13 protein-coding genes and 1 pseudogene are annotated in these 17,551 nt (G+C 74.9%); 6 read left to right on the plus strand and 8 right to left on the minus strand.

The window, feature by feature from the left end:
* Positions 1-371: 371 nt before the first annotated feature.
* On the minus strand, positions 372-1,919 hold the full coding sequence (locus tag IF83_RS0126005; RefSeq protein WP_107046883.1) for an amidohydrolase: 1,548 nt from the start codon (positions 1,917-1,919) through the stop codon (positions 372-374).
* Positions 1,920-2,117: 198 nt separating this feature from the next.
* Positions 2,118-2,558, minus strand: coding sequence for an Lrp/AsnC family transcriptional regulator (locus IF83_RS0126010; protein ID WP_030548200.1), 441 nt, complete (start codon positions 2,556-2,558; stop codon positions 2,118-2,120).
* A 477-nt stretch (positions 2,559-3,035) separates the two neighbouring features.
* Here IF83_RS0126010 and IF83_RS0126015 point away from each other — a divergent pair, with 477 nt between their 5' ends.
* The 3 genes and pseudogenes from IF83_RS0126015 (at position 3,036) to IF83_RS35085 (ending at position 5,941) form a co-directional block, all read left to right on the plus strand.
* Positions 3,036-3,470 (plus strand): hypothetical protein, encoded by a 435-nt coding sequence (locus IF83_RS0126015; RefSeq protein WP_030548202.1) that lies wholly within the window; start codon positions 3,036-3,038, stop codon positions 3,468-3,470.
* Between the two features lie 1,025 nt (positions 3,471-4,495).
* Positions 4,496-5,152: pseudogene (gene dhaL / locus IF83_RS35080) on the plus strand (dihydroxyacetone kinase subunit DhaL); the annotation flags it as partial.
* 399 nt (positions 5,153-5,551) lie between these two features.
* Positions 5,552-5,941 (plus strand): PTS-dependent dihydroxyacetone kinase phosphotransferase subunit DhaM, encoded by a 390-nt coding sequence (locus IF83_RS35085; RefSeq protein WP_279617234.1) that lies wholly within the window; start codon positions 5,552-5,554, stop codon positions 5,939-5,941.
* 651 nt (positions 5,942-6,592) lie between these two features.
* On the opposite strand, the gene IF83_RS0126025 is transcribed toward IF83_RS35085, so the two are convergent.
* The 3 genes from IF83_RS0126025 to IF83_RS0126035 all read right to left on the minus strand — a co-directional run bounded on the left by IF83_RS0126025 (position 6,593) and on the right by IF83_RS0126035 (position 10,337).
* Positions 6,593-8,671 carry a SpoIIE family protein phosphatase gene (locus IF83_RS0126025; RefSeq protein WP_078843880.1) on the minus strand — a complete coding sequence of 693 codons (2,079 nt, stop codon included), beginning with the start codon at positions 8,669-8,671 and terminating at the stop codon, positions 6,593-6,595.
* Positions 8,672-8,910: 239 nt separating this feature from the next.
* On the minus strand, positions 8,911-9,885 hold the full coding sequence (locus IF83_RS0126030) for an SCO0930 family lipoprotein (protein WP_030548207.1): 975 nt from the start codon (positions 9,883-9,885) through the stop codon (positions 8,911-8,913).
* Between the two features lie 119 nt (positions 9,886-10,004).
* Positions 10,005-10,337 (minus strand): cupin domain-containing protein, encoded by a 333-nt coding sequence (locus IF83_RS0126035; protein ID WP_030548208.1) that lies wholly within the window; start codon positions 10,335-10,337, stop codon positions 10,005-10,007.
* A gap of 210 nt (positions 10,338-10,547) precedes the next feature.
* On the opposite strand from IF83_RS0126035, the gene IF83_RS0126040 reads away from it, so the two are divergent.
* On the plus strand, positions 10,548-10,952 hold the full coding sequence (locus IF83_RS0126040; RefSeq protein ID WP_030548209.1) for a hypothetical protein: 405 nt from the start codon (positions 10,548-10,550) through the stop codon (positions 10,950-10,952).
* Between the two features lie 268 nt (positions 10,953-11,220).
* Complete coding sequence (locus IF83_RS0126045; protein ID WP_078843881.1) at positions 11,221-12,495, plus strand: D-alanyl-D-alanine carboxypeptidase family protein; 1,275 nt, start codon at positions 11,221-11,223, stop codon at positions 12,493-12,495.
* Between the two features lie 225 nt (positions 12,496-12,720).
* Here the strand turns inward: IF83_RS0126045 and IF83_RS0126050 are convergent, their stop codons facing one another.
* The 3 genes from IF83_RS0126050 to IF83_RS33885 all read right to left on the minus strand — a co-directional run bounded on the left by IF83_RS0126050 (position 12,721) and on the right by IF83_RS33885 (position 15,636).
* Positions 12,721-13,284 carry a TIGR03086 family metal-binding protein gene (locus IF83_RS0126050; protein WP_030548211.1) on the minus strand — a complete coding sequence of 188 codons (564 nt, stop codon included), beginning with the start codon at positions 13,282-13,284 and terminating at the stop codon, positions 12,721-12,723.
* 477 nt (positions 13,285-13,761) lie between these two features.
* Entirely contained in the window at positions 13,762-15,186 is a 1,425-nt protein-coding gene (locus IF83_RS0126055) for an NADP-dependent succinic semialdehyde dehydrogenase (protein ID WP_030548212.1), read from the minus strand.
* Positions 15,187-15,348: 162 nt separating this feature from the next.
* Positions 15,349-15,636, minus strand: coding sequence for a hypothetical protein (locus tag IF83_RS33885; RefSeq protein WP_158711107.1), 288 nt, complete (start codon positions 15,634-15,636; stop codon positions 15,349-15,351).
* Between the two features lie 240 nt (positions 15,637-15,876).
* On the opposite strand from IF83_RS33885, the gene IF83_RS0126065 reads away from it, so the two are divergent.
* Positions 15,877-17,535, plus strand: coding sequence for a catalase (locus tag IF83_RS0126065; protein ID WP_030548216.1), 1,659 nt, complete (start codon positions 15,877-15,879; stop codon positions 17,533-17,535).
* The last annotated feature ends 16 nt before the right edge of the window (positions 17,536-17,551 follow it).

Genomic DNA, 17,551 nt, shown 5'->3' on the forward strand with positions numbered 1-17,551 from the left:
TGGCTGCGGGCCGACCGAAGCCGTTGTCTACTGAGCGTCCGGGCCCCACCCGGGTCGCACCTGCCGACCGGCCGGAATCCTCCCCCGTCCCCGTGGCGCGGTGGCTGGACCTGGCTCCCAGTGGCGGCACACCGTGCCGGTGCACCACCCGTGGCCCAGCGGCGCTCGACGACTGCGCGGAGATTCCCCGGTCGGACGTCCTGTGGTGGACGCGGCCGAACCTACCGGCCGCCGACCGCTTGCTGTCAACACTCGTCCGACTTGCGTCGTTATGACAACCCAGCAGGTCAGCGGGGAAGATCCGCAGGTAGTGGCGGAAAGACCGGCCCGGGCCGCCTCGCCGCGCGGCACCCGGACGGCACCCCGGCACATCACTCGTTCGGGCGGGTGTAGACCGTACGCCCGCCCACGACCGTCCGCAGGCACACCGGCAGCGGTCCGCCGGGCAGGAGTTCGGGCAGGCCGGGGGTGCCGGAGCGGGGGTCGGTGGACCAGGCCGCCACGCGCTCGTCCGGGGTCTGGACGACGAGTTCGCCGCTCTCCCACACCGCGTAGTCGGCGGGCGCCCCGGGGACCAGGACTCCGGCGTCGTCGCGTCCGGCCGCCCGCCAGCCGCCCCGGGTGTGGGCGGTGAAGGCCCCGCGCACGGTGATGCGGTGCCCGGGAGTGCGGTGGAAGGCGGCGGCCCGCACGGTGCCCCACGGATCGAACGGGGTGACGGGGCTGTCGGAGCCGAACGCGAGCGGCACCCCGGCGCGCAGCAGCGCGGCGTACGGGTTGAGGGTCCGGGCCCGTCCGGCGCCGAGCCGCCGCGCGTACATGCCGTCCTCGCCGCCCCAGGCGGCGTCGAACGCGGGCTGCACGGAGGCGGTGAGGGCCAGTTCGGCGAAGGCGGCGATCGTCTCTGGGGTGAGCATCTCGGCGTGCTCGACGCGGTGCCGTGCGGCCCGCACCCGGTCGAGCCCGAGTTTCGCGGCGGCGGCCCGCATCCCCGCGACGACGGTGCTCAGCGCGGCGTCGCCGATGGCGTGGAAGCCGGCCTGGAGTCCGGCCTCGGTACAGGCCGTGACATGGGCGGCGACCTCGGCCTCGGTGAGGTGGGCGGCACCCGTGTGCGGGGCGTCGGCGTACGGCTCGTGGAGGTGCGCGGTGTGGGAGCCGAGGGAGCCGTCGACGAAGAGGTCACCGGCCGCGCCGGCGGCCCCCAGGCTCCGGATCCTCTCGGCTCCCTTCGCGTTCGCGACGGGTTCGGCCCAGTAGCCGACGACGCGCGGGCCGGGCTCGGCGGCGGCGAGGCCGAGCAGCGCGGTGAAGTCGTCCTCGCCGGAGATGTCGGGCCCGGCGCACTCGTGGAGCGAGCCGATGCCCCGGGAGGCGGCGTGGGCGCGGGCGGCGCGCTGGGCGTCGGCGCGGGAGCCGGGGGTGACGGCGGCGAGGGCGGCGCGCCGCACCGCGTGGTGCGCGTCCTCGGTGAGCGGCGCGTCGTCCCGGAAGCCGGCGAGGCCGGTGACGCCGGGGACCCGGTCGAGCAGGGCGCCGGTGACGACGGCCGAGTGGGCGTCCACGCGGCTGAGGTAGAGCGGCCGGCCACCGGTCGCCGCCTCGAGTTCCGTACGGGACGGGGGCCGGCCCTCGGGCCAGGCGGCGGCGTCCCAGCCGTGGCCGAGCAGGACCCGGTCGCCGGGGCGGGCGGCGGCGTGGGCGCGCACGAGGTCGAGCGCCTCGGTGAGGCCGCGGGCGCCGGAGAGGTCGAGCCCGGTCAGGGCGAGCCCGGTGGCGGTGAGGTGGACGTGGGCGTCGGTGAAGGCCGGGGTGACGAGGGCCCCGTCGAGCCGGACGACCTCGTCGACGCCGTCGGCGAAGGCGTCCGCCGCCCCCTCGGAGCCGACCCAGGCGACCCGGCCGCGCTCGACGACCATCGCGGTCGCGAACGGATCGGCGGGGCTGTGGACCGTCCCTCCGCGCAGCAGCACGGTGCGGTCGTCGTCGGCCCGGCCGGCTCGGCCGGCCTGGAGGGGGGAGCGGTCGTTCACTGGGGCTGCCTCACCGGATGGTCGCGTCGGGGCGGAATCGGCTCCCAGTGTCGCCCCACGGCGGCGCCCGGCGCGCCCCGGGGGTCAGATCCGGGGCGGGCGCGCCTCGTACGGAGTGGAGAGGACGACGGTGGTGCGGGTGGACACCCCGGCCAGCGAGCGGATCCTGCTGAGCAGGTGCTCGAGTTCCAGGGGGGTCGCGACCCGGACCTTGAGGATGTAGTTCTCGTCCCCCGCCACACTGTGGCAGGCCTCCAGCTCCGGTACGCCCGCGAGCCGGTCGGCGATGTCGTCGGGCGCGCTGGGGTCGAAGGGCTTCACGGAGATGAACGCGGTGAGCGGCAGCCCGACGGCCTCGGGGTCGACGACCGCCGTGTAGCCGCGGATCACCCCCCGCTGCTCCAGCCGGCGGACGCGCTGGTGCACCGCCGAGGTGGACAGGCCGGTGGCCTTGCCCAGGTCGGTGTAGCTCATGCGCCCGTCCTTGACGAGCAGTTCCACGATCTGCCGGTCCAGTTCCTCCACAGCGCTAGAACCTACAGCGTCACCGCCCCCGCGAGACACACGGCTTTCGGGCACGCGTGCGGTGGCAGCCGCGCGGCCCGGGCCGCCGCACGCCCGCGCTCGGCGGCACGATGCCCGGCCACGGCGCCGGCTCCGCTGCCGGGAAGGTTCACCGGCCCCGGTTCGGGCCTCCCGGCATACGGGAGGCGGCGCGGCGTCCCGGACTCCCGTACGCCGCGGCCCGGAAAGGCGGGCGGGCCGGCGCCCCGGCGTGCGCCCGTGGTGTTCCCGTCCGCGTTCGGCAACCCCGACTCCCGCTGTGCGCAGGGGCGTTGCGCCGCAGGTCAGCCACCCGCGCCCGCCCCGTGTGACGAAGACCACACCATTGGTGCCGGGTCCGCGGAAGTGCCGCGATTACCCGTGCCGGGGCGCGGGAAAAGTCTGCTGTGGTCGAGGCCACAGTGCCTCACCGTCCCATCGAGGGGGAGAGACGAACATATGCGCAGCCTGAAGCGCCCTGGTCGCGGCAACCGCGACCGAACCACCGCCGTCGCCGCCGACTTCGAGCCGCAGGACTTCGAAGCGGCCGACGACGGCGACGAGGACAGTACCCACGAGACCTACGAGATGTTCCGGGTGACCTGCCCGGACTGTGCGCGGCCCATCGCGCTCCTCGCCGACGAGGAGGTCCTTCCGGAGCACGCGCTCTGCCCGAGCCCGTGGAATCCCTTCGGTCTCACCGTCTGCCCGGGCACCGGCCGGAACATCACCGAGGCGACCCCGGCCGACGACTCGCTGGACGCCCAGGAGCAGGACGCCGCACTGCTGCTGACGCTCCCTCAGAGCCTGGACTGGCGGACCCAGCCCTTCTCGCACATCGGCGGACCCGGCTCGCGCCCGTTCCGCCTGCCCCCGATGCGGCACCGGGCCTGACCCTCCGGGCACCGCCCGGGCCATGCGTCCGGACCGTCCGCCCGCACCGTACGCAGCACATACCGCCCGCGCCGGTCACTCCGGCGCGCGGCAGCCCGATCGCCTCCGCCGTGTCCCCGTACCGTTCCCGCCGGAGCCCCGTGACGCCCGCGCCCCGGTGGACGCGTCGTACGCGGGTCTCGGCCGCGGCGTGCGCGCTCCTGTGCGGACACCCGGCGCCGGCGGCGTGGCGAGCCGTGACGAAAGCCGCACCGTCGGGATCGTGAACTCCCTTGCGGGTACGAGGAATTGACTGCTGTCGGTGCGCGCCCGGCACCATGCGCCCGCCCGACTCCGTCAACCCTTGGCGACGTGTCCGCCCGCCAGTTCGTCAGTCCTGTGTCGCCCGTTGCGGCGGGCGCCCCGTCACGGCGCCCGCCCGGCCGCCGGTATGACGCTCCCCGCCGGCCTGGTGCCGTACGGGTGAGCGTGGCGCCGATGGTCCGTGCAGGAGCTCGGCCTCGACCCGTGGGACCTTCTCCACCAGGAGGCGCCGAGCGCACCGGGCTGCCGGCCGGGACGGGCCTGGTCCTCACCCGGCGCGGCGGTGCACCTGCGCCGGGTGCCGCCAACGCGCCCGGCGCAAGGCAACGGTCCTCACCGGAACCGGCTGCCTCATCCGCCCCGGTCCGGCGGGTGGGCGGAAGCCCACCCCGTCGAAGACCGCCGCCGCGGATGACGCCGGCCGGACGGACGAACGGCGAGGGCTCGGGCCGGCGAGGGGAGCCGGGCGTCGGGTGCCGGGAGCCGGGCGTCGGGTGCCGGGTGCCGGGTGCCGAAAGCGGTACCGGGGAGCAGCCGCGGAAAGCGGCGCGTTCGCGGACCCGCGCGGCGCGCGACGGCGGCGCGCGCCGCGACACGCGCGCCGACAAGCCGATCAACGCCGTCGACGGGCGGGCCCGCGGCCCCCAGACTGGACGGGTTCCGTACGGGCCGGGCTCCCCGGTCCGCACCAGCCGCCGCGAACCGAGGAGTTCCTTCCACTCATGACCGCGTCCCCGGACTCCCCCGCCCCCGTTCTCGACACCGCCTTCTTCCGCCGCTGGCTGGACCTCACCGCCGCCGCGATCCGGCGCGAGGCGGACCACCTCACCGATCTCGACTCGGCCATCGGAGACGCCGACCACGGCTCCAACATGCGGCGCGGTTTCGACTCCGCCTCGACCTCCGAGGCGTACACGGCCGCCACGACACCGGGCGCCCTGCTCAAGGAATTCGGCACCCATCTGATCGGCAAGGTCGGCGGCGCGTCCGGCCCGCTCTACGGAACAGTGCTGCGCCGCGCCGCGAAGGCACTCGGCGGGGACGAGACCGTATCGCCGCAGGCGCTGGGTGAGGCGCTGGCGGCCGCGGTGGCCGGAGTGCGGAGGCTCGGCGACTCCGGCCCGGGGGACAAGACCATGGTCGACGCCCTCGCCCCGGCTGCGGAGGCGTACCAGCGGGCGCTCGCCGAGGGCACGCCGCTGCCCGGCGCGCTGGCGGCGGCCGCCCGCGCCGCCCGGGAGGGGGCCGAGGCGACGATCCCGATGCGGGCCCGTCGCGGCAGGGCCAGCTATCTGGGCGAGCGGAGCATCGGCCACCAGGATCCGGGCGCGACCTCCACGGCCCTGCTCTTCACCGCCCTGCACGAGGCGGCCACCGGCCCCGCCCCGGAGGCCGGGGCCACCACCGGAACCGCCACGGGTGCGGGCACAGGAACCGGCGGGCAGACCGGCGCCGGGTCCGGCACCGGGGCCGGCACCGAGGCCGAGCCCGGAGCCCGGGCCGAAAGCGGAGCCGGGGCCGGGGCCCAGGCCGGAACCGAGGTCGGGGCAGCGGCCGAGGCCGGAACCGGAACTGAGGCCGGGGCCGGGGCTGAAGCCGATTCTGAAGCCGGAACCGGAACCAGGAGCGGGAGCGGAGCCGAGGCCGGAACCGGGGCCGGAGTCGGAACCGGGGCAGGGGCCGGGGCTGGAACCGGAACCGGAGCCGAGGCCGGAACCGGGAGCGGCGCCGGGGCCGCTCGGGCGGGCGCCGGCCGCGGCCCGGGCCGGGTCGGGGTGGTGCTCGTCTCGCACAGCCGTGAAGTGGCGCAATCCACCGCCGACTTGGCCCGGGATCTGGTGGGTGCCGGGGACCCCTCGCCGGTCGTCCCCGCGGGCGGCGCGGAGGCCGGGGGGATCGGCACCAGCTCGGAGCTCGTCCGCCGGGCGGTCGCACGGGCCGACGAGGGCGCGGGGGTCGTGGTGCTCTGCGACATGGGCAGCGCGGTGCTCACCCTCAAGACGCTGCTGGCCGACACGGGACCGGACGCGCTGCCCGAGGGCGTACGGATCGCGGACGCGCCGTTCGTCGAGGGCGCGGTCGCGGCCGTGGTCACGGCCTCCGCGGGGGCGGATCTCGACCTGGTGCTGTCGGCGGCCGACGACGCCCGCACCTTCCGCAAACTCTGACCCGCCCCCGCGGGAGCGGCCCGGGGCGGGCGCGCCCGTGCAAGCTCACGGGCGCCCGCCCGCCCCGGACGGACGCGGGCCCCGGGGCAACCGTGACCGGCGCTGCGGCCGGTCCGGGGACGCTGGCCGGTCCATGGGGCGGTGGCCGGTCCGGGGACGCTCGCCGGTCCGGGGACGCTCGCCGGTCCGGGAACGGTGGCCGGTCCATGGGGCGGTGACCGGTTCAGACGCGCTCGCCAGTCCGGGGGCGCTGGCCGGTCCATGGGGCGGTGACCGGTTCGGGGGGTGGCCCGTCCGGGGACGCTCGCCGGACCAGGAGCGGTGGCCGGTCCACGGGGCGGTGACCGGTTCGGGGGGTGGCCCGTCCGGGGACGCTCGCCGGACCAGGAGCGGTGGCCAGTCCACGGGACGGTGACCGGTTCGGGGGGTGGCCCGTCCGGGGACGCTCGCCGGACCAGGAGCGGTGGCCGGTCCACGGGGCGGTGACCGGTTCGGGGGGCGGTGACCGGTTCGGGGGGCGGCCCGTCCGGGGACGCTCGCCGGTCCGGGAGCGGTGGCCGGTCCATGGGGCGGTGGCCGGTCCGGGCACGCTCGCTTGTCCGGGCGCGCTCGCCGGTCCGGAGGGCTGCCCGGACCCGGGGCGCTCGCCGGTCAGTGTCCCGCCGCGGTGCCGAACTCGCACCAGACGGCCTTGCCCGGCCCGCGGGACTCCACGCCCCAGACGTCGGTCAGCATGTCGACCAGCAGCAGCCCGCGCCCGGAGGTCCCCGCGTCACCGGGCTGGCGGCGGCGCGGCCAGCCGCTGGAGCGGTCCTGTACCTCCAGGCGGAGCCGGCTCTCGGGCCCGGGCAGCATGAGGACGGTGACCACGGCACCGCCGTCGGTGTGCAGCAGGGAGTTGGTGATCAGCTCGTCCGCGACGAGTTCGATGTCGTCCGCCCGGTCGGTCACGCCCCAGGCACGGACCGCTTCGCGGAGCATGTGGCGGGCGGTGGCCAGGGATTCCGGGTCCGCGGGGGCGACGTGCTGGTGGAGCCGGCGCCGGAGGTGCGGTGCCGGGGCTCCCAGCCGGCGCATCAGCAGCAGGGCCGTGTCGTCGTCGCCGATCCGCTCGCCGAGGACGCGGGGCAGGTGGTCGGCGAGCTCCTCCACGTCGTACGGCCCGTTGGTCACGGCCTTGATCAGCTCCCGGCGCCCCTCGTCCAGATCGGTGCCCGGCTTCTCGATGAGCCCGTCGGTGTACAGCACCAGCATCTCGTCCGCGCCCAGTTCCACCGGCGTCACCGGGTACTCCAAGGCGTCGAACTCGGCCGACAGCCCGAGCGGCAGCCCGCCGGCCACCGGGAGGGGGCGGCAGGTGCCGTCGGCCTGCCGCAGCAGCGGGTCGAGATGTCCGGCCCGTACGATCCGCAGCTCGCCCGCGAGCGGGTCGGCCTCGACGTAGAGGCAGGTGGCGAAGCGGTCGCTGCCCAGTTCGCCGAGGAAGACGGAGGCCCGGGCCATGACCGTGGCCGCCGAGTGCCCCTCGGCCGCGTAGGCCCGGAGGGCGATGCGCAGCTGGCCCATCACGGCGGCCGCTTTGATGTCGTGCCCGGTGACGTCCCCGACGACCGCGCCGACCTTCCCGCCGGGCAGCGGGATCAGGTCGTACCAGTCGCCGCCCAGCTCGCGGCGGAGGCGGGCCGCGCGGTAGCGGACGGCCACCTCGGCGCCCGGGACGGCCGGGATCCGCGGCAGCATGGTCTGCTGCAGGCTCTCGGCGACCTCGTGCTCGTGGTCGAAGAGCTTGGCCCGCTGGATGCTCTGGGCGAGGGTGGTGCTGAAACCGATGTAGGTGCCGCGGTCCTCGGGGGTGAAGGGCACCTCCTCGCGGAAGAGGATGCCGAGCACGCCCAGCGTCTGCGACTGGGCGACGAGCGGGAGATAGGCGGCCGAGCCGAACTCCACCGGTTCCAGGTTCGGCCACACCCGCGGATAGCGTTCGGCGTACTCCCGGCGGGAGCCGATCAGCCGGAGTTCGCCGGTGCGCACCACCTCGCACATCGGGTTCTCGTCGTCGATCTTCGAGTGCTCCGGCGCGGGCGCGACGCTGATCCGGCCCCGGGTGACCAGATGGAGCTCGTCGTCCTCCACCAGCCCCAGCATCAGGGTGACGGGGCTCTTCGGGCCCAGGCCGGGGCCGCCGACGCGTTCCAGGACCGCGATGACGTCCCGGACGCTCAGGGCGCGGCTGAGGGCGGCGGAGGTCATCTCGACCCCGATGCCCGGCGGGCGGTGTCCGACTTGCACGGCGCCGCGTTCGACGGCGTCCGTCAGTTCGTGGGTCGCGTCGCGGATGATGCCGACGATGCGCTTCCGCTGCCCTGGGCCGTCCTCCAGGAAGTGGCCCTGGCCGTGGGCCCAGCGCAGCGAGCCGTCGCGCCGGCGGATGCGGAAGTAGGTGCCGTGGGCCTCCCGGCCCTTCGCCACGGCGTCGTCCACGACGGCGTCGAGGCGGTCGGACTCCTCCTGGGTGAGCCGGTTGATGAGCGATTCGGCATCGCCCGGGTATTCCTCCGGCCGGAGGTCGAAGAGGTCCAGGGCCACCCGGTCCATCTGCATGCGGCCGCTCTCGAGGTCCCACTCGAAGAGGCCGATGCGGTTCAGCGCCAGATTCTCGGCGGTGCCGGGGGGCAGGCGGCTGTCGCCGCCCGGCGGCCCCGCACGTGGGGCCGCGTCTCGTTCCACCATGTGGCCTCCCGACGCGGTCGACCGCCGTCGGCGGTGCGCCGGCTTCGCAGGTACGACCTCCAAGGCCACTGTGGCACTTCTCGTCCCGATGCACGACCGGTGAGGTGCCCGAGCGTTTACGTCTCGGTGACGCCTCCGTGACGGCCGGCGCCCCGCCGGAGAGTCCGGCGGGGCGCGAGGGGCCCGGAAGGGCGGGGCGGGTGGCGTGCCCGGGCGGGTGGCGCAGCCGGAGCGGGCCGTCAGTCCTTGATCAGCTTGCCGCTGGGCGCCACGGTGAACCAGGTGCCGCCGACGCCCTGGCCGTTGGTGTCGCCCGGCTTCTCGTCACCCGTGTACCAGTACAGCGGCCAGCAGTCGATGGACAGCTGCTTGCTGCCGTCCGCACGCTTGAAGGTGGTCAGCAGCTTGGGGTTGACGTCCTCGACGTCCTTGAGGTCGACCGGCCGGGCGGGCTTCCACAGCTCCTCGCACTTGCCGACGCAGTTGGACTTCATCGGCCAGGCGCTGTCCTTGGTGAACCGGTAGAGCGTGCGGCCCTCGGCATCGCGCAGGATCTCACCGAGCTTCGCGTCCTTGACCGCCGAGATGGCGGGCAGGTCCGCACCGGCCCCGGAACCGCCGGCGGGCGCGCTGCCCGCGGGCTCACCGCCCGTCTCGCTGCCCGGCTGCGCCTTCTTGCCGTCGGGGGCCGCCGCGTGCCAGGTGCCGCCCACGCCCTGGCCGTTGGTCTGCCACGGCTCGGTGTCCTTGGCGTAGCGGTACATCGGCCAGCCGTCCACGGTCAGCTGCTTGGTTCCGTCCGGCCGGGTGACCTCGCCCAGCAGGGCGGCGTCGATGCCGCTGGTCGAGGAGACGTCCGCGGCCGGGACCGGCGGCCACGCCTTGACGCAGTCGCCCTCGCAGGTGGACTTCGGCGGGTTCGCGGTGTCCTTGTCGAAGCGGTACAGGGTGAAGCCCGCGCTGTCGGTCAGGACCGGGCCGAGTTCCTCGCTGTCGCCGATCGTCAGCTGCCCCGCGGGCTTGGCCTTCTGTGCCGCGCCGGCGCTGCCGTTTCCTCCGTAACCACCTCCCGGGTCCTGCGGGACGGCGGCTTCCGCCTGTCCCGCCGGCTGCGCCGCGTTCGCACCGGCGCCGCCCGGCTCCTGGCCACAGGCCGTCAACAGCATCACCGCTGCCGCCGTCACCGCGATCGAGGCGCTCTGCCACTTCCTCATCTTTACTCCTGCGATCCGCATTCCCGTCCGGCGCGGGTGTGCGCCTCTGACGGCAGGAGGTACGGACGGTGACCGCCCGTGTGTTCAATGTCCGCGGCAGAAACTTCGGCGGCGGCGGCTCAGCCTCCGGCCACGCTGAGCAGGAGGACGGAGTCCTCCAGCACCTCCAGCTCGTGGCGGGTCTCCGGGAGCAGGATCAGATCGCCGTTGGTCCCCTCCGTGACGTCGCCGGGGCCGGTGCTCACCCGGACCCGCCCGGTCAGCACGAGCACGGTCGCCTCGCCCGGGCTGTCGTGCTCGGTGGGCCCCGCTCCCCCGCGCAGCGCGATGACGGTCTGCCGCAGCCGGCGGCCGCGCCCGGGGAAGACGGTGACGGCGGCGCGGCCGCCCTCCTCCCGGTACGCCGCCCCGAGCTGGTCCTCGGCCGCTGCCCTCAGCGAAAGCTTGTCCATGCGCCCACTGTGCTGCGCGGGGTGACCGGCCGCATCCCTTGGCCACCGGCCGTTCGCGGCCGGTGCTCCCCCGGGCGGCCCAGGAGCCGTGGACCCGCGGACCCAATTAATAGGCTTATCGGGTTACTTATCGGTATGCCTGACGGGGCGGTGCTTCACCGGGGGCCAAGGTGCATCACGAGAACGTGTTGAACCGGCCCTGGAGGACCCATGCGCGTCTTGACCAGATATCTGTCCGTCGCGGCGGCGGCGGGAATCATCGCGGCGGTACTCGTGGGCGCCAAGATGGCGTCGTCCGAGGACACTTCGGCCGCCCACGGGAGCGACAAGCCGTCCGCCTCCGTACCCTCCGAGCTGCCCGCCCCGCTGTCCTTCGCCTACGGGGAGAAGCAGCCGGAGCAGCAGATCGGCACCCCCCGGGTCGGCATCTGCTACCCCCTCGACGGCGTCGTGCCCACGGCGTTCCGCAACGACACCGAGCTGGCCGCCCAGCTCTACCCGGCCGCCGACTGCGGGGGTGAGCCGGGCGTCCTGATGTCGCCGGGCGAGCAGCGCACCGGCACCGCGGCCGGCCGCGGGGTCGTGTTCGTCGTCCCGGTCGCGCAGGCGGGCTGACGGGCCGACGGGCCGACGGCGGCCGCACCGGTCCTCCCCGAACCGCCGCCGGCCGGGACCTCCCCGGCCCGCCTCCGCCGTCCGCGCCGCCGGGGCCGCGCGGACGGCGGAGGCGGGCTCGGTTCACGGCGCCCGGACGGCGCGCGATCAGGACCGCCGTGCCGTCAAAAGCATTGCTCACCAACAGAGTTGGTCGCACGTCAGAGGCGCTGCCCGGATGGAGCAGGAACACGCGGCAGATCCGGCGAACCGTTCCTACGGTGCAGACATGGACAAGTCCCCCGGAATCACTCTGCGGACCGGTGCCGCGGCCACCGTCCTCCTCGCCCTCCTCGCCGGCTGCACCCTGCCCGCGGCGTCCGCGGACGAGCGGCGGGACGGCCGGTACGGCCCCCGCTCCGCGGTCCGCGACGCACGGCCGCTGTCCGCCCCCGGCCTCCGCCTGCCGACCGGCCCCGCGGCGAAGACCCTGCCCCGGAACCTGTCCGCCCGGTCGTGGATGGTCTCCGACGCCCGCACCGGCCGGGTGCTGGCCGCGAAGAACGCCCATCTCCGACTGCCGCCCGCCAGCACCCTCAAGATGCTGTTCGCCCTCACCCTGCTGCCGCGCTTCCCCCAGGACGAGCTGCGCACCGTGCGGCAGGCGGACCTGCGTGCCGTGGGCGCCGGCAGCAGCATGGTCGGGCTCCGGCCGGGCCACCGCTACACGGTCGCCGACCTCTGGCGCGGAGTCTTCCTCGCCTCCGGCAATGACGCGGTGCACGTCCTCGCCGCGATGAACGGCTCGGTGGCGAACACCGTCCGCCAGATGCGGGCCCGGGCGCGGATGCTGGGCGCGCACGACACCCGGGTGGTCTCGCCGGACGGCTATGACGCCCCGGGCCAGGTGTCCTCGGCGTACGACCTGAGCCTCCTCGCCCGGGCCGGACTCGCGCAGCCGTACTTCGCGCGCTACGCGGGCCTGGCCACCACGCGCTTCCCCACCGGCCGCGACGAGCGGGGCCGGCCGCTGGGCACCTACGCGGTCCAGAACACCAACCGGCTGCTGAGCGGCGGACCGGGGGTGGAGCCCTACCCGGGGCTCATCGGCGTGAAGAACGGCTACACCACCCACGCGGGGAACACCCTGGCCGCGGCCGCGCGACGGGACGGCCGCACGCTGGTGGTCACCGTCATGAACCCCCGGTCCGGCGTCCCCCACGCCGTCTACGAGGAGGCCCGCTCACTCCTGGACTGGGGCTTCTCCATCGCCGACGACGCCCCCTCGGTCGGCACCCTCAACCCGGCACCGGCCCGCACCGCCGAGCCGCTGCACGGGCCGCAGGCGGCCGTACGGAGCGCCGGCACCGCCGGCGTGCCGGAGGACACCGCGTCCGGTGCCGGACGGCTGCTGCCGTACGCCGGGGCGGCGGCCGTCCTCTGCGCCGCGCTGGCCTGGGCCCTGCGGCCGCTGCTGCGCCGCCGGCGGGCCCGGCGGGCGGCCTTCGCGGACGGGTACTGGGGCCCGCGGGGGCGGAACCGGGGCGACGGCGGACCGGGGTGAGCCCCCGGCCTCCGGGCATGGGCCGGCGCCGGTCCCTCACAGCGGGTCGGAGGGACCGGCGCCGGGGCTTGTACCGGGGCCGTGGCGGGACGGGGCCGGGACGGCACCCGGACGGGGGCGGCACCGGAGCGGCGGCGGACGGGGGTGATCCGGCCCCGAAGCGGAGACCGGCGCCGGCGCGGGCCGGCGCGGCCGGGGCCGTACGCGGCCCGCGCCCGCCGCGCGTTACGGCTTCCGGCCGAGCAGGGCGACGAGCCGGTCCTGGGCCCGGGCCCCGTCGGGCACGGGCACCGGCGCGGCGAAGAGCCCGGAGCCCTGCCAGCCGGCGGCCGCCGGCTCGACCCGGTCGTACACCGTCCCGGCGAGATCGTCGCCGAGGGTGTCGTCGTCCCCGATGCCCCGGGCCAGATCCCAGGCGTGCACGGTGAGATCCGTGGTCATCTGCCATCCGTAGTCGGTGGTCGGGGTCTCCCCGCCGCTGGTGTTGACCCCGCCGTCCAGCGCGCCGGGCCGGTGGAAGGCGGCGTGCGACTCCGCGGCGGCCCGCTCCCAGGCCGCGATCGGGTCGTCGCCGACCACGTCCCCGTCGAAGCGGTCGCCGACCTCGGCGAGGGTGGCTCCGCGCAGCAGCCAGGGGGCCCACAGGTGTTCACCCGTCAGGTGGTTCACCAGGTCCCGCACCGTCCACTCGGTGCAGGGCGTGGGGTCGTCCCACTGGTCCTCGCGGATCCGGTGCACCCGGCGGTCGAACTCCAGCCAGGCGGTGTCGAAGGCGTCGAGCAGATCCATCGGTCAGTTCTCCGCCGTTCCGCCGACCGGGCTGGGACTGGGCTGCGGCTCCGGTGTGGGCTCGGGATGGTTGGGACCGGGCGGGACCGGAGGGATGGGGTCCGGCTCCGGGACGGGCGTGGGCCCCGGGGTCGGCCCGGGCGTCGGCCCGGGGGCCGGTCCGGGGCCGGGGCCGGGCGGCGGTGTCGGGGCCGGCGGCACCGGGTCGGGTACGGGGTGCGGGCCGGGCCCGGGCGGCGGGGTCGGCGCCGGGGGTACGGGGTCGGGGTGCGGACTCGTCATCGAGGTCTCCCAGTTCGTGGTCCGGCAGGTGCTCCCCGGCGGCGGCCCGCCGCCGGGGACGGGGGACGCGTACCCGGCCCGGGGCCGTTCACCCCGGCCGCTGCCCCCATTCGGGCGCATCCCGGGCGCCGGTGGCCCCGGGCGGGCGTCTCCCGGGCACCTCCCGGAACTCTCACTCCGCGCCTCCCGGGCCTCTCACTCCGCGGCGCCGGCTCCGGTCTCGGCGCGCGACGGCCCGTACCAGACCGTGGTGGCGTTGCAGAACTCGCGGATGCCGTGCCCGGCCAGCTCGCGCCCGTAGCCGGACCGTTTGACGCCGCCGAAGGGCATCGCGGGATGCGAGGCCGTCATGCCGTTGATGTAGACGGCTCCCGCCTCCAGATCGCGGACGAAGCGCCGCTGTTCCTCCGGGTTCCGGGTCCACACGTTGGAACTGAGCCCGAACGGGGTGTCGTTGGCCAGCTGCACCGCCTGGTCCGTGCCGGAGACCCGGTAGACGGAGGCCACCGGCCCGAACGCCTCCTCGCGGTGGATGCGCATCCCGGGGGTGACGTCCGCCAGCACCGTGGGCTCGTAGAACCAGCCGTCCGGCAGCCCTTCCGGCCGCCGGCCGCCGCACAGCACACTCGCCCCGCCCGCCCGCGCGTCCTCGACCAGCTCCTCCAGATCCGCCCGGCCGCTCTCGCTCGCGAGCGGGCCGACATCGGTGGACTCGTCCATCGGGTCGCCCACCGTCAGTTCCCGCATCGCGGCGGTGAAGCGGGCCACGAAGTCGTCGTAGACGTCCGTGTGCACGATGAACCGCTTGGCGGCGATGCAGGACTGGCCGTTGTTCTGCACCCGCGCGGTCACGGCGGTCCTCGCCGCCTCCGGGATGTCGGCCGACGGCATGACGACGAACGGGTCGCTGCCGCCCAGCTCCAGGACCGTCTTCTTCACGCAGTCCCCCGCGACCGCGGCCACGGAACGGCCCGCGGGCTCGCTGCCGGTGAGGGTCGCCGCGGCGACGCGCGGATCGCGCAGAACGCCCTCGACGGCGCCGGACCCGACCAGCAGCGTCTGGAAGCAGCCCTCCGGGAAGCCCGCACGGCGGAAGAGGTCCTCCAGGTAGAGCGCGGTCTGCGGCACGTTGGAGGCGTGCTTGAGAAGGGCCGTGTTCCCCGCCATCAGGGCGGGTGCCGCGAAGCGGATCACCTGCCAGAGCGGGAAGTTCCACGGCATGACGGCGAGGACGACGCCGAGGGGGCGGTAGCGGACGTGGGCGCGGACGGCTCCCGAGTCCTCGACGTCGGCGGCCGCCGGCTCCTCGTCCGCCAGCAGCCCCTCGGCGTTGCGGGCGTACCAGCGCATCGCCTTGACACACTTGGCGGCCTCGGCGCGGGAGGCGGCCAGCGTCTTGCCCATCTCGGTGGTCATGGTCCGGGCGATGTCCTCCTGCTCCGCCTCCAGCAGGTCGGCCGCCCGGTTCATCGGTTCGGCGCGCCCGCCGAAGCCGGTGAGGCGGTGGGTGTGGAAGGCCCGGACGGCCCGCTCGATCCGCTCGCCGATCTCCGCGTCGGCGAGGGGATCGAAGGTCTTCAGCGTCTCGCCGGTGGCCGGGTTGACGGTGGCGATGGCCATGGTGGTGACTCCTCCTGGTACGCGGCGGACGGCGCACCGGTGCACGGAACCCGCCGGTGCGCTTGTGTCGCAGGTACCCCGTCTCCCCGGCTTACTCCACCGCCCGGCCCCCGGCCACCGGGGCGCTCGAGCGGCCGGAGCCGGGCCGACCCCGGCGGCCGGTCAGTTGTGGTCGGAGGAGCCGAGGCCTTCCAGCCAGGAGCGGCGGCCGGAGACCTCCAGCAGCAGGAGCAGCCGGGTGAAGGGGTCCCACTCGCGGTCGGCCTCGCCGGCGGTCCGCCCGGGTGTGCCCGGCCTCGTCCCCACCGTCCCCGCCCCGCCGGCCGTCCCCGTGTCCGGCAGCGGATCGGCGGTGGAGGGGACTCCGCGCGGCACATCGGCGCGGCCCCGGTCCGCGTGCGGTAAGCCGGCGGGGTCAAGGCCGCTCCGCCGTGGCCGATGTGCTGTCATCGCGCGCTCCGCAGCGTCCGAGGGGCGGTTGAGGGGGCGGATCGCCCGGCGGACCATCCTCGCCCCGGATCACCCGTCACTGCAAGTACATCTGCAATTACGGCGACGTCCTCGTGGTGGAACCGGAGGATCGCCCTCCCGTCTGCTGTTAGGCCCCCCGCTCATCGGGGTACGCACACGCAGCCGCTCGCGGCGATCCGGCGCGGCGCGGCGCACCGACGAGCGAAGGAGCCCAGCACCGTGACGGACGTGGAGAAGAAGGGCGCCGGCCGGGGGGACGAGAGGCCGGTGCTCACCAACCGGCAGGGGCACCCGGTCTACGACAACCAGAACCAGCGCACCGTCGGTCCGCGCGGACCGGCCACCCTGGAGAACTACCAGTTCCTGGAGAAGATCAGCCACTTCGACCGGGAGCGCATCCCCGAGCGCGTCGTCCACGCCCGCGGCGTCACCGCCTACGGCTACTTCGAGGCGTATGGCGCCTGGGGCGACGAGCCGATCGACCGCTACACCCGCGCCAAGCTCTTCCAGGAGCGCGGCAAGCGCACCGATGTCGCGGTCCGCTTCTCCACCGTCATCGGCGGCCGGGACTCCTCGGAGTGCGCCCGGGACCCGCGCGGCTTCGCGGTGAAGTTCTACACCGAGGACGGCAACTGGGACCTGGTGGGCAACAACCTCGCGGTCTTCTTCATCCGCGACGCGATCAAGTTCCCCGACGTGATCCACGCGCTCAAACCCGACCCGATCACCTTCGAGCAGCAGCCGAACCGCATCTTCGATTTCATGAGCCAGACGCCGGAATCGATGCACATGCTGGTCAATCTGTTCAGCCCGCGCGGCATCCCGGCGGACTACCGCCACATGCAGGGCTTCGGCGTCAACACGTACAAGTGGGTGGACGCCCACGGCGGCACCAAGCTGGTGAAGTACACCTGGATGCCCAAGCAGGGTGTGCGCAGCATGACGGAGGAGGACGCCGCCAACGTGCAGGCGGAGGCCACCGGCCACGCGACGAAGGACCTCTACGAGGCCGTGGCCCGCGGCGACCACCCGGAGTGGGAGCTGCTCGTCCAGATGATGGACGACCACGAGCACCCGGAGCTGGACTTCGACCCGCTGGACGACACCAAGACCTGGCCCGAGCAGGACTTCCCGCCCAAGCCGGTGGGCCGGATGGTGCTCAACCGGATGCCGGCGAACTACTTCGCCGAGAACGAGCAGATCTCGTTCGGCACCGGCGTGCTCGTCGACGGGCTGGACTTCTCGGACGACAAGATGCTGGTCGGCCGGACCTTCTCCTACAGCGACACCCAGCGCTACCGGGTGGGTCCCAACTACCTGCAGGTGCCGGTGAACCAGGCCAAGAACGCCCCGGTGCGCACCAACCAGCGCGACGGCCAGATGACGTACCACATCGACGGCGGTGCGGAGAACACGCACATCAACTACGAGCCGTCGGTGCTGGGCGGGTTGCAGGAGGCCGCCTTCCCGACCCATGACGACCAGGGCCCGGAGATCAGCGGCAAGCTGACCCGCAAGCGCATCCCCCGCACCAACGACTACCTCCAGGCCGGGCAGCGCTATCTGCTGCTGGAGGAGTGGGAGCGCGACGACCTGGTGCGGAACTTCGTCACCCTGCTCTCCCAGTGCGACCGCCCGGTGCAGGAGCGCATGCTCTGGCACTTCCTGCTGGTGGAGAACGACCTGGGGCTGCGGGTCGGCGAGGGGCTGGGGATCGACACCCCGGAGGTGGCCCATCTCCAGCCGCTGCCGGGCCAGCAGCTGACCGAGGAGGACCAGCGGCGGCTGGCCGATCTCGGCAAGAACCCGCCGCGCGACGTCTCGGGCCTCACCATGACGCACTGCGTCCCGGACGAACGGCACGTCGTGACCCGCTGAGGGACCCTCCCGGCGC

The organism is Streptomyces albus subsp. albus, from assembly GCF_000719865.1.
Lineage (GTDB): Bacteria > Actinomycetota > Actinomycetes > Streptomycetales > Streptomycetaceae > Streptomyces > Streptomyces albus_E.